The organism is Cellulomonas jepli (assembly GCF_047229345.1).
Taxonomy (GTDB): domain Bacteria; phylum Actinomycetota; class Actinomycetes; order Actinomycetales; family Cellulomonadaceae; genus Cellulomonas_A.
Window position 1 is genome coordinate 98,350 of the sequence record NZ_JBFTER010000002.1, and the last position, 11,044, is coordinate 109,393.

Below are 11,044 nucleotides of genomic sequence, written 5' to 3' on the forward strand. Positions count from 1 at the left end.
CCAGCCCTTCACCGAGCCCTTCACGGAGCCGTTCACCGAGGCGTACGGGCGCCAGCCCTTCACCGAGCCGTTCACGGAGCCCTTCACCGAGGCGAGCGGCGGCAGCGCACCTGGACGTCCGGCGGCGGCGGGCCGCCCCCGCCCCGGGCGGCGTGAGCTCGCCGAGGCGTTCTGGGCCGGCTACCTGACCGCCCGGTACCACCGCGCGCAGGGACGCTGAGCGGGATGACGGTCACGACCGGGCGTTCCGGCGGCGGGCGCGCGCGTGGGACCGCCTCGCGACGGGGCCTGCACCTGGTGCGCCCGGTCGACGACGCGACCGCGTGCGGATCGGGCGGCGCGGGCGTCACCACGCGTGACAGCCGCTCCCCCGGCCGTTGCACCGACGAGGTCGTCGTCGTCGAGCCGACCGTCATCCACCGTGACACGGACACGGTCGACGACAGAGGGCTCGGCGGCGGCACGAGGTCCGGGCGCGCCACAGGATCCGGCGCCGGCACGGGGTCCGACCCGGCTACAGGGTCCGGCGCCGTCACAGGCGCCGGCCGAGTCGCCGGGCTCGGCGCGGTCGGCACGGCCGCCGAGCGCGTCGCGCCGGCCGAGGGAGACGGGTGCGCCCCGTGGGTCACGCCAGCGGGCGGCCCGCACGCGGCGGAGATCGACCTGGTGCAGGAGCTCGAGGGGCAGGTGCTCGCGCTGCGCGCCGACGGGCCGACGACGGCGCACCGTGCGGCGCTCGCCGACCTGCTCGTCGCCTGGGCGGAGAGCCTGGTCGAGCTGCACCGCAGCCCGGCCCCGAGCACGGTACCCGCCGTCCCGCTGCCGTGGGTGCTCGTGCCGGACCTCCTCGCCGGACGTCGCGACGGTTCGCACGCCGTCGCCGGCCGCGCGTGGGCGGTGCGGCAGCACCCCCGGGTCCGGCGCGCGCTCGCCGCGGCGGCCTCGGCCTGGGCGGCCGACCGGTGGGTGCACGACGCGGGTCCCGACGCCGTGGTCGTGCTGCGCGGTCACGCGGCGGAGGGTCGCGGACCCGAGGTCGCCCTCGAGCGCGCCGGACTCCCGGAGGGTCCGCGCGCCGAGCTCGTCGCGGCCGGACGCGGCGACGCCCGGTGGGACGTCGCGACGGCGCTCGACTGGCTCGCGGTGCACCTGACCCCGGCCCTCGACCCGGCGTGGGACCTCGACCCCGTGGCGGGCTTCATGCGCGCGTACCGGGCGCGCGGTGGCGACGCCGAGCCCGACCGCCCGCTGGCGGTCGCCCGGACCGTGGCGACGGCGGCCGCGTGGAGCGACGCGCTGGACGCACGCGCCCAGGAGGCCGACGCCGACGAGCTCGCCTGGGTCGCCGGGCTGTGGGCGCGCCCGCTGGCGCTCCTCGCGCCGAGGTGACCTGAACGGTCCAGCTGCACGCGGCACGCTCAGCGAAGGGTGCCGGCACGCGACGCGCGTGGCGAAGGGCGCTGGCGCGCGACGCGCTCAGCGAAGGTCGCTGGTACGCGACGCGCTCAGCGACGGCCCCTGCCGCGCACCCGGTCCGCAGGGGGGACCAGGGGCGCGGCAGGGGCCGCCATCCGGGCCTCCGGTGCGGTCCCCGGGGCGGCCGCTGCCCGCACCGACCGCACCGCGAGCTGGTGGGCACCGGGCGCGGCCCGCACCGCGCGGCACCGCACCGCGAGCGGACGGTCACCGGGCATTGCTCGGACGCACGCGAGCCCCGTCCGCCGGGGACCGGCCCGGAGACACGCGAGCCCCGTCCGCTGGACCGGCCCGCACGCACGAGGGCCTGGTTTGCTGGGACCGGCCTGGACGCATAAGAGCCCGGTCCGCTGGGGACCGGGCTCTCGTGCGTGCAGTGCGGGGACGGAGGTCAGGCGGCCTCGGTGTCCTCCTCGGTCAGGTTCCGCGTGCGGTTCTGGTCCACGAGGATGCCAGGGCCGTTCGTCGTCGAGAACGTCGCCTTCGCGATGTAGCGACCCTTCGACGAGGCGGGCTTCAGACGGTTGACCTCCTCGAGCGCGGCCGCGTAGTTCTCGACGAGCTGCACGTCGGAGAACGAGACCTTGCCGATGATGAAGTGCAGGTTCGCGTGCTTGTCGACACGGAACTCGATCTTGCCGCCCTTGATGTCGGTGACGGCCTTCGCCACGTCCATCGTGACCGTGCCGGTCTTCGGGTTCGGCATGAGGCCACGCGGGCCCAGGACCTTGCCCAGTCGACCGACCTTGCCCATGAGGTCCGGCGTCGCGACGGCGGAGTCGAAGTCGGTGTACCCGGCCGCGACCTTCTCGATCAGCTCGTCGCCACCGACCTCGTCGGCACCCGCGGCGCGGGCCTGCTCGGCACGCTCGCCCGTCGCGAAGACGATGACGCGGGCGGTCTTGCCCGTGCCGTGCGGCAGGTTGACGGTGCCGCGGACCATCTGGTCGGCCTTGCGGGGGTCGACGCCGAGACGGAACGCGACCTCGACGGTCGAGTCGTACTTGGTGGTCGCCGTCGCCTGCGCGAGACGCACGGCGTCGAGCGGGGCGTAGAGGCGGCCGGCCTCGATCTTCTCGGCGGCGGCGCGGTACGCCTTGCTGTGCTTGCTCATCTGCTCTCCTTGGCTGGCAGTCGTGGTCGTCGGGCCGCACAGGGCCCTGCCACTGGCACTTCTCGGGTGGTGCTTCCAGGTGGTGCTGCTCCGGCCCGGGGGCCGGGGTGGGTCGAGGTCAGCCCTCGACCTTGATGCCCATCGAGCGGGCGGTGCCGGCGATGATCTTCTCGGCGGCGGCCACGTCGTTGGCGTTGAGGTCGACCAGCTTCGTCTGCGCGATCTCGGTGACCTGCGCGGCCGTCAGGGTCGCGACCTTGACGGTGTGCGGGGTCGGCGAGCCCTTGGCGACGCCGGCGGCCTTCTTGATGAGCTCCGCGGCCGGCGGGGTCTTCGTGATGAACGTGAAGGAGCGGTCCTCGTAGACCGTGATCTCCACGGGGACCACGTCGCCGCGCTGCGACTCGGTGGCCGCGTTGTACGCCTTGCAGAACTCCATGATGTTGACGCCGTGCTGACCGAGCGCCGGACCGATCGGCGGCGCAGGGGTGGCCGCGCCGGCCTTGATCTGGAGCTTGATCAGGCCGGTGACCTTCTTCTTGGGGGGCATGATGCCTTCCGTTCGTGTCGTGGGCCGACGCCGTGGGCGATGACCCGGTTGCAGTGCGGCCCGGCGGTGCCGGGCCCGCAGGTGTGCCGCTCGGTCAGATCTTGGCGACCTGGCCGAACGACAGCTCGACCGGGGTCTCCCGGCCGAAGATGGAGACGAGCACCTTGAGCTTCTGGCTCTCGGGGTTGATCTCGGAGATCGTCGCGGGCAGCGTGTCGAACGGGCCGTCGGTGACGGTCACGGACTCGCCGACGGTGAAGTCGACCTTGATCTCCGCGGCGGCGGCCTTGGTGCCGGCCTTCGGGGCCGCCGGCGTGAGCGACGGCGCGAGCATCGAGAAGACCTCGTCGAGCGTCAGCGGGACGGGCTGGTGCGTGTGCCCGACGAAGCCGGTGACGCCGGGCGTGTGGCGCACGGCGCCCCACGACTCGTCGGTCAGGTCCATGCGCACGAGGACGTAGCCGGGGATCCGGACGCGGCGCACGACCTTGCGCTGCGCGTTCTTGATCTCCGTCACCTCCTCCATGGGGACCTCCACCTGGTGGATGTAGTCCTCCATGTTGAGGCTCTGCGTGCGGTTCTCGAGGTTCGCCTTCACGCGGTTCTCGTAGCCCGCGTAGGAGTGGATGACGTACCAGTCGCCGGGCTGCGAGCGCAGCTGGGCCTTGAACGCGGCGACCGGGTCCTCGTCGACGTCGGGCTCGTCGTCCTCGACCGCCGGGGCGACGTCGGCCTCGGAGGCCGGCTCGTCGTCGCCCGCCTCGTCGTCGTCCGCCTCGTCGTCATCCGCGCGCTCGGCGCCGTCGGCTGCACCGGTGGTGGCGGTGTCCTCGTCGGACGCGGGGTCGGCAGTGCCCGCTGCGGGCGCCTCGACCGCCGAGATCGACGCCAGGGCGTCCTCGAGCTCGGTCTCGGCAGCACCCTGCTCGGACTCGTGCGACTCGTACGTCACGTGGAAACCTGCTTTCTCGACTGTCTGTGGTGCGGACCGGCGTGCGCTGCGCGCGGGAGCCGGCGTGCTCCGGCACGGAGCCGGAGGTGCGGTCGCCTGCGGTCAGGCGCCGAAGACCCAGAAGGTCAGGCGGCCGACCCCGAGGTCGACCAGGGTCACGAACGCCATGACGACGGCGACGAACGCGAGCACGACACCCGTGTAGGTCACGAGCTCCGAGCGCGTCGGGCGCACGACCTTCTTGAGCTCGGCGACGACCTGACGGAAGAACAGCGCGACGCGGGCGACGAAGCCCCGACGGGCGGTCTCGGTGCTCGCGGGCTTCGGGCGCTCGGTGCGCGGCGCCGAGCCCTCGGCGCCGGACGCCGCTGCCGGTGCGGATTCGCTCACAGCTGTCCCCTACGTGTGTCGTGTGGCACCGACGCCCGTGAGGTGCAGCGCCGGACCGTCGCTTTGCCGGACCCAGCTGGGCGCCGGACCGTGACCATGCGCAGGGCAGGCGAGACTCGAACTCGCAACCGCCGGTTTTGGAGACCGGTGCGCTACCAATTGCGCCACTGCCCTACGGCGTTCTCCATCGCCATGACCAGCACCTGCGCACGGCGCGGACCGGGTACGGACCACTCGTGGGCACGGCTCATCATGGCGGACGTCAACCGCCGGGGAACCACTGTACGCGACGCGCGGCGCAGGGTCGAACCCGGCGGGATCGAGACGTGCTCGCCCCTGATCCCGCCGGTCCCACCGGCCCGACCGGCCCGACCGGCCCGACCGCCGACGCGCGGTCGCCCCACCGCGCCGCCCGCGCACCGCCGGACGGGTGGCCGACGTCGCCGACCGCGCCGTCGGCCGGGCGTGCGACGGCCCACCCCCAGCCCGCGCTCCCGGCAGCCCCGCTCGGCTGCCGGGACGCACCCGGCCCGCGCGCCCGACGTCTGCCAAGATGACGCCTGTGAGCCAGCACACACCCGCCCAGCCCGCGTCCGCCCGCTCGCGCGTCTCCGCGCGCATCGCCGCCATCGCCCCGTCCGCGACGCTCGCGGTCGACGCGAAGGCGAAGGCGCTCAAGGCCGCCGGACGCCCGGTCATCGGGTTCGGCGCGGGCGAGCCGGACTTCCCGACGCCCGACTACATCGTCGAGGCCGCCGTCGCCGCCGCGCACGACCCCGTCAACCACCGGTACACGCCTGCCGCCGGCCTGCCCGCGCTGCGCGAGGCGATCGCCGCGAAGACGCTGCGCGACTCGGGCTACGAGGTCGACGCGTCGTCGGTGCTCGTGACCAACGGCGGCAAGCAGGCCGTCTACCAGGCGTTCGCGACCGTCGTCGACCCGGGCGACGAGGTCCTGCTGCCCGCGCCGTACTGGACGACGTACCCCGAGGCCGTCCGGCTCGCGGGCGGCGTGCCGGTCGAGGTGTTCGCGGGAGCGGACCAGGAGTACCTCGTGACGGTCGAGCAGCTCGAGGCCGCGCGCACCGAGCGCACCAAGGTCCTGCTGTTCTGCTCCCCCTCGAACCCGACCGGCGCGGTCTACTCCCCCGAGCAGACCGCCGAGATCGGGCGGTGGGCGCTCGAGCACGGCATCTGGGTCCTGACCGACGAGATCTACGAGCACCTCGTGTACGACGACGCCCGGTTCACGCCGATCGTGCGCGCGGTCCCCGAGCTCGCCGACACGACGATCGTGCTCAACGGCGTCGCGAAGACCTACGCGATGACGGGCTGGCGGGTGGGCTGGATGATCGGGCCGGCCGACGTCATCAAGGCCGCGACGAACCTGCAGTCGCACCTGACGTCGAACGTCGCGAACGTGTCGCAGCGCGCGGCCGTCGCTGCGCTCACGGGCGACCTGTCCGCCGCGCACGCGATGCGTGCGGCGTTCGACCGCCGGCGCCGGACGATGGTCGAGATGCTCGGGCAGATCGACGGCGTGCGGATCCCCGTGCCGAAGGGCGCGTTCTACGCCTACCCCTCGGTCGAGGGCGTGCTCGGCCGCACGATCCGCGGCGTGACCCCGGCGACGTCGGCCGAGCTCGCTGCGCTGATCCTCGAGCAGGCCGAGGTCGCGGTCGTGCCCGGTGAGGCGTTCGGCCCCAGCGGGTTCCTGCGTCTGTCGTACGCGCTCGGCGACGACGACCTGGCCGAGGGCGTCGGGCGCATCCAGGCGCTCCTGGCCGACGCGGACTGACCGCTCGCACCCACCGGCGCCGCCGGCAGCACGTGCCCGTGTCTGCCCGTGTCCACCGAGCGGTGGACACGGGCACCGTCGTGCGGTGGCTACCGGTGCCCGCGCCAGCGGGCCACGCTGGAGCCATGACTTCCACCGACCTGGCCCTCGAGGCCCACGGGCTGCGCAAGCGCTACGGCGACAAGCGAGCCGTCGACGGCCTCGACCTCGCCGTGAACCGCGGCGAGATCTTCTCCGTCCTCGGCCCGAACGGCGCCGGCAAGACGACGACCGTCGAGATCCTCGAGGGCTACCGCGACCGCGACGGCGGCGAGGTGCGCGTCCTCGGGGAGGACCCGCAGACCGCCGGGCGCGAGTGGCGGGCGCGCATCGGGGTGGTGCTGCAGGACACCCGCGACCTCGCCGAGTCAACCGTCGGCGAGCTCGTGCGGCACTTCGCGGCGTACTACCCGCACCCGGACGACCCCGAGCACGTGATCGACCTCGTGGGGCTCCGCGACAAGGTGCGCACGCGCGTGCGGCAGCTCTCCGGGGGGCAGCGCCGGCGCCTCGACGTCGCGCTCGGCATCGTCGGGCGGCCCGAGCTGCTGTTCCTCGACGAGCCGACCACCGGCTTCGACCCCGAGGCCCGGCGCTCGTTCTGGGACCTCGTGCGCGACCTGCGCGAGCAGGGCACGACGATCCTGCTGACGACGCACTACCTCGACGAGGCCGAGCAGCTCGCCGACCGGGTCGCGGTCGTCCAGGACGGGCGGGTCGTGGCGCTCGACCGGCCGTCCGAGCTCGGTGGGCGGGCGGCGCGGCAGGCCGTCGTCCGGTGGGTCGAGGACGGGGTCGAGCGCGAGGTGCGCACCGACGAGCCGACCAGGACCGTCGTCGAGCTCGCCGGCCGCTGGGCCGACGCGCGAGGCTCGGCCGCCCCGCTCGAGGTGCCCGGGCTGCAGGTCCTGCACCCGAGCCTCGAGGACGTCTACCTCGCGCTGATCGGTGTCGGGTCCTCGGTCGCCGCACCCGCCGTCCCGACCCTGCAGGGGAGCCCCCGATGACCGCCCCGACCTCTCCGGCGACCCGCCCCTCCCTCGCGCGTCCGGCTGCGCTGCCCGGCTCGCTGCGCCTCGGCATGGTGCGCACGCGCCTCGAGCTGCGGCAGTACTTCCGCGAGCGCGACGCCGTCGTGTTCATCTTCCTGTACCCCGTGATCATGCTCGCGATCTTCGCGACGGTGTTCGGCCAGGACGGCGCACAGGTCGGGCCCGAGGGTGGCACCGTGCCGTTCGCGCAGTACTTCCTGCCCGGGATGGTCGCGACCGGCGTGATGCTCTCCAGCTTCCAGTCGCTCGCGATCACGATCGCCGTGGAGCGCGACGAGGGCGGGCTCAAGCGGCTGCGCGGCACCCCGCTGCCCGCCGCCGCGTACTTCCTCGGCAAGGTCGGGCAGGTGCTCGTCGCCTCGGCGGTCCAGCTCGCCCTGCTGCTCACGGTCGCGGCGCTCCTGTTCGACGTCCCGCTGCCGACGGACCCCGACCGCTGGTTCACGTTCGCGTGGGTCTTCCTGCTCGGGACCGCCGCGGGCTCCGTCTGCGGGGTCGCGTTCTCCTCCGTCCCCCGCACCGGGCGCAGCGCGAGCGCCGTCGTCACCCCCGTCGTCCTCGTGCTGCAGTTCATCTCCGGGGTGTTCTTCATGTACGACGCGCTGCCGACCTGGATGCAGCAGATCGCCTCCGTGTTCCCGCTCAAGTGGATGGCGCAGGGAATGCGCTCGGTGTTCCTGCCCGACACCTTCCTGCCGATGGAGGTCTCCGGGTCCTGGCAACACCCCATGACCGCGCTCGTGCTTGTGATCTGGGCCGTCGTCGGGCTCGTGGTCGGGGTCCGCACGTTCCGGTGGACGCGGCGCGATGCGGGCTGACGACCCCCGCTCCGACCGGCCGGCCGCTGCCCCCGCGGGCAACGACCGGCCGATCGGCGCGTACGGGGCGCTGCACCGGATGGGCCTCGCACGGCCCGACGCCACCGACCCGGCCGACCGGCCCGCGCGGCGTCCCGGCGTCGACCGGGCGCAGTTCTGGACCCGCACGCTGCGCGGGTGGGACGTCGCGTTCTACGTCATGGTCGCGATCGCGTGCGCGTCGTTCGTGACCGACGGCCACGACCCCGGTGCGACGGCCGTCTCGTTCGCCGCGATGGCGGTGCTCGTGACCGCGTACACCGTGATCGGACGCCGGGCCGCGCTGCGTGGCGACGGCCGGCTCGCGCACGCCTACCTCGCGGTGCTCGTCGTCGTCGTGGTGCTCGTCGTGCGCCTCGAGCCCATGGGGACGCTCCTGCTGTTCATCGCCTACTCCCAGATCTGGTTCTTCAGCCAGCGCCGCACGACCGCCGCGGCGATCGCGCTCGTGCTGGCCGTCGGGGCCTCGGTCGCGATGGGCCTGCGCGGCTGGGCGGACCGTGCGGCGTGGGTCGAGATCGCCGGGCAGATGGGCATCGGGCTCATGTTCAGCGTGCTGCTCGGGCTGTGGATCACGCAGATCGCCGAGCAGAGCGAGGAACGCGCGGGTCTCATCGAGCGGCTGGAGGCGGCGCAGGCCGAGCTGGCCGCGACCAACCACGCCGCCGGCGTCCTCGCCGAGCGTGAGCGCCTCGCGCAGGAGATCCACGACACGCTCGCGCAGGGGTTCACGAGCGTCGTGATGCTCGCGCAGGCCGCAGGCGCGGAGCTCGACCGTGCGGCGACCGACGCGGCGCGGGGACGCGTCGAGCAGATCGAGGACGTCGCGCGCGAGAACCTCGCCGAGGCCCGCGCGCTCGTCGCCGCGTTCGGGCCCGCCGGGCTGCAGCAGCAGGGGCTGCGCGACGCGCTCACGCGGCTGGCCGAGCGGTTCACCGCGGAGACCGGCGTCGAGGTGGACGTCGACCTCGGGCAGGACGCACCGCTCACGCGCGACACCGAGGTCGTGCTGCTGCGCGGCGCGCAGGAGGCGCTCGCGAACGTGCGCAAGCACGCCGACGCCCGCCGCGTCCGCCTGCGGCTCGGCACCGAGGACGGGACGGTCGAGCTCGAGGTGCACGACGACGGCCGCGGCATGCCGCCCGAGGTGGGCCGCGGCGTCGGGCTGCGTGGGATGCACGAGCGCGTGCGCGCGGGCGGCGGGACGCTCGACGTCGGCACCGCGCCGGGCGGCGGGACGCGGGTGCTCGTGCGGATGCCCGCGGCGGCGGCCGACGACGGTGGCGACGGCGGTGGCGGTGGGGGTGGCACTGGCATCGGCGATGGCAGCGGCGGTGGCGGTGGCGGTGGCAGCGGCGACGCCGCAGGCGGTAGCGGTAGCGGCCGTGGCGACGCCGCCGGCAGCAGCGGTCGCGGCCGTGGTGCCGCACCCGCGCGGGACGGGGCCGGGCGCGATACTGGCGCCCGGTCCGGGAGCGCCACGGGCCCGACCAGCCCGTCCGGAGGAGCACCGTGAACCGCGTCCGCGTCCTGGTCGTCGACGACCACCCCGTCGTGCGCTCGGGGCTCACGGGGCTGCTCGCCGCCGAACCGGACATCGAGGTGGTCGGCGAGGCCGCGGACGGGCAGGCCGCGGTCGACGCCGCGCGCACGCTCGCACCGGACCTCGTGCTGATGGACCTGCGGATGCCGGTGCTCGACGGCGCCGCCGCGACGGCGCGCATCCGCGCCGAGACCCCGTCGGTGCACGTGCTCGTCCTGACCACGTACGAGACCGACACCGACATCCTGCGGGCCGTCGAGGCGGGCGCGACCGGGTACCTGCTCAAGGACACGCCGCGCGAGCAGCTCGTCGCCGGTGTCCGGGCAGCCGCGCGCGGCGAGTCCGCGCTCTCCCCCACGGTCGCGCGCCGGCTCGTCGAGCAGCTCCGGTCCGACCGGGACCGGCTCAGCGCGCGCGAGCTCGAGGTGCTCGCGGGTGTCGCGCGAGGGCTGTCGAACGCCGCGATCGGGCGCGAGCTGTTCATCGCCGAGGCCACGGTGAAGACGCACCTGCTCCGGACGTTCACGAAGCTCGGCGTCGACGACCGCACGCGCGCGGTCACGATCGCGATCCAGCGCGGGATCCTGCCGGCACCCTGACCGGCGGGCCGGCCCGGAGAGCCCCGGCCGGCGCGGGGCGATCACGACCTCCGGGCGGCGCGAGGCAGCGAGGTGCTCGGCCGGCGCAGGTGGCGGCGTCGTGCCGTCGACCGTGACCGGCGCCTCCGCCGGTCCGGGGCGCGGAGGGCACCCGTCGGCGGGCCGGCACCGCCGTCGCGGCCCGCGTCCGTCACCCGGACGGGGTCCGGACCCGGCGGCCACCCGTGGTGGGGGTCTCCTGCAGATGTCCCCAGTGCCCCGATACTGTGCGGTATGCCCGAAAGCCTGAGCATCGTCGCCGGCGGCACCGCTGCCGTGGTGCTGCTCGGTGTGGGCGTCTCCGCGCTCTTCGCCGAGCCGAACGAGTCCCGCGGCGCGGTCGCCGAGCCGATGGTGGTGACCGTCCCGCCCGTGATCGACCCCGCGCCCGCCTCCCCGCCGCGGGCCACGGAGGTCCCGACGGAGGGCGCACCCCCGGTCGGCGCCCTCGACGGCGGCGAGGTCGCTGAGCCGACCTCCGAGGCGACCTCGACCGCGCTCCCGCCGGTGAGCGCCTCCGCGCCCGGGAGCTCCGGAGCCGTGCGGCAGGACGACGCGGCACACGCCCGGCGGGCGGCGGCAGGGTCGGCGCCGGGTGCGCGGGGCGGCCGCGGCACCCCGCCCCGAGCGGAGGG

General features: G+C 74.8%; 10 protein-coding genes, 1 tRNA gene and 2 pseudogenes. 8 read left to right on the plus strand and 5 right to left on the minus strand.

All coding sequences use genetic code 11. The features are described from left to right. Positions 1-220, plus strand: a pseudogene (locus tag AB6N24_RS01095) (hypothetical protein); the annotation flags it as partial. A 5-nt stretch (positions 221-225) separates the two neighbouring features. Continuing rightward, positions 226-1,389 (plus strand): hypothetical protein, encoded by a 1,164-nt coding sequence (locus tag AB6N24_RS01100; protein WP_412867596.1) that lies wholly within the window; start codon positions 226-228, stop codon positions 1,387-1,389. A gap of 478 nt (positions 1,390-1,867) precedes the next feature. Here the strand turns inward: AB6N24_RS01100 and rplA are convergent, their stop codons facing one another. The 5 genes from rplA to AB6N24_RS01125 all read right to left on the minus strand — a co-directional run bounded on the left by rplA (position 1,868) and on the right by AB6N24_RS01125 (position 4,656). Further along, positions 1,868-2,590 carry a 50S ribosomal protein L1 gene (gene rplA / locus AB6N24_RS01105; RefSeq protein ID WP_258726076.1) on the minus strand — a complete coding sequence of 241 codons (723 nt, stop codon included), beginning with the start codon at positions 2,588-2,590 and terminating at the stop codon, positions 1,868-1,870. A 118-nt stretch (positions 2,591-2,708) separates the two neighbouring features. Continuing rightward, complete coding sequence (rplK, locus tag AB6N24_RS01110) at positions 2,709-3,140, minus strand: 50S ribosomal protein L11 (RefSeq protein ID WP_034634943.1); 432 nt, start codon at positions 3,138-3,140, stop codon at positions 2,709-2,711. A 94-nt stretch (positions 3,141-3,234) separates the two neighbouring features. Next, the gene (nusG, locus tag AB6N24_RS01115) at positions 3,235-4,092 is read right to left on the minus strand and encodes a transcription termination/antitermination protein NusG (RefSeq protein ID WP_412867597.1); all 858 of its coding nucleotides are present in this window, start codon (positions 4,090-4,092) and stop codon (positions 3,235-3,237) included. A 102-nt stretch (positions 4,093-4,194) separates the two neighbouring features. After that, a complete protein-coding gene (gene secE, locus AB6N24_RS01120) occupies positions 4,195-4,482 on the minus strand; it encodes a preprotein translocase subunit SecE (protein ID WP_034634949.1) in 288 nt (95 codons plus the stop codon). A 101-nt stretch (positions 4,483-4,583) separates the two neighbouring features. Beyond that, positions 4,584-4,656 (minus strand) — tRNA-Trp (locus tag AB6N24_RS01125). 379 nt (positions 4,657-5,035) lie between these two features. Between AB6N24_RS01125 and AB6N24_RS01130 the strand changes: the two genes are divergently transcribed. The 6 genes and pseudogenes from AB6N24_RS01130 to AB6N24_RS01155 all read left to right on the plus strand — a co-directional run. Further along, the gene (locus tag AB6N24_RS01130) at positions 5,036-6,280 is read left to right on the plus strand and encodes a pyridoxal phosphate-dependent aminotransferase (RefSeq protein ID WP_412867598.1); all 1,245 of its coding nucleotides are present in this window, start codon (positions 5,036-5,038) and stop codon (positions 6,278-6,280) included. A 125-nt stretch (positions 6,281-6,405) separates the two neighbouring features. Next, entirely contained in the window at positions 6,406-7,326 is a 921-nt protein-coding gene (locus tag AB6N24_RS01135; RefSeq protein ID WP_412867599.1) for an ABC transporter ATP-binding protein, read from the plus strand. Continuing rightward, on the plus strand, positions 7,323-8,189 hold the full coding sequence (locus AB6N24_RS01140) for an ABC transporter permease (RefSeq protein WP_412867600.1): 867 nt from the start codon (positions 7,323-7,325) through the stop codon (positions 8,187-8,189). Before AB6N24_RS01135 ends, AB6N24_RS01140 begins: the two co-directional genes overlap by 4 nt. After that, on the plus strand, positions 8,179-9,744 hold the full coding sequence (locus AB6N24_RS01145) for a sensor histidine kinase (RefSeq protein WP_412867601.1): 1,566 nt from the start codon (positions 8,179-8,181) through the stop codon (positions 9,742-9,744). Before AB6N24_RS01140 ends, AB6N24_RS01145 begins: the two co-directional genes overlap by 11 nt. Continuing rightward, positions 9,741-10,370: a response regulator gene (locus AB6N24_RS01150; RefSeq protein WP_412867602.1), complete on the plus strand. Its 630-nt coding sequence runs from the start codon at positions 9,741-9,743 to the stop codon at positions 10,368-10,370. Before AB6N24_RS01145 ends, AB6N24_RS01150 begins: the two co-directional genes overlap by 4 nt. Before the next feature lie 273 nt (positions 10,371-10,643). Next, positions 10,644-11,044 (plus strand): annotated as a pseudogene (locus AB6N24_RS01155) (hypothetical protein); the annotation flags it as partial.

Coding starts and splice junctions, on each gene's coding strand:
- AB6N24_RS01100 (WP_412867596.1), top strand. CDS start 226: ATGACGGTCACGACCGGGCGTTCCGGCGGCGGGCGCGCGCGTGGGACC.
- rplA (WP_258726076.1), bottom strand. CDS start 2,590: ATGAGCAAGCACAGCAAGGCGTACCGCGCCGCCGCCGAGAAGATCGAG.
- rplK (WP_034634943.1), bottom strand. CDS start 3,140: ATGCCCCCCAAGAAGAAGGTCACCGGCCTGATCAAGCTCCAGATCAAG.
- AB6N24_RS01130 (WP_412867598.1), top strand. CDS start 5,036: ATGACGCCTGTGAGCCAGCACACACCCGCCCAGCCCGCGTCCGCCCGC.
- AB6N24_RS01135 (WP_412867599.1), top strand. CDS start 6,406: ATGACTTCCACCGACCTGGCCCTCGAGGCCCACGGGCTGCGCAAGCGC.
- AB6N24_RS01140 (WP_412867600.1), top strand. CDS start 7,323: ATGACCGCCCCGACCTCTCCGGCGACCCGCCCCTCCCTCGCGCGTCCG.
- AB6N24_RS01145 (WP_412867601.1), top strand. CDS start 8,179: ATGCGGGCTGACGACCCCCGCTCCGACCGGCCGGCCGCTGCCCCCGCG.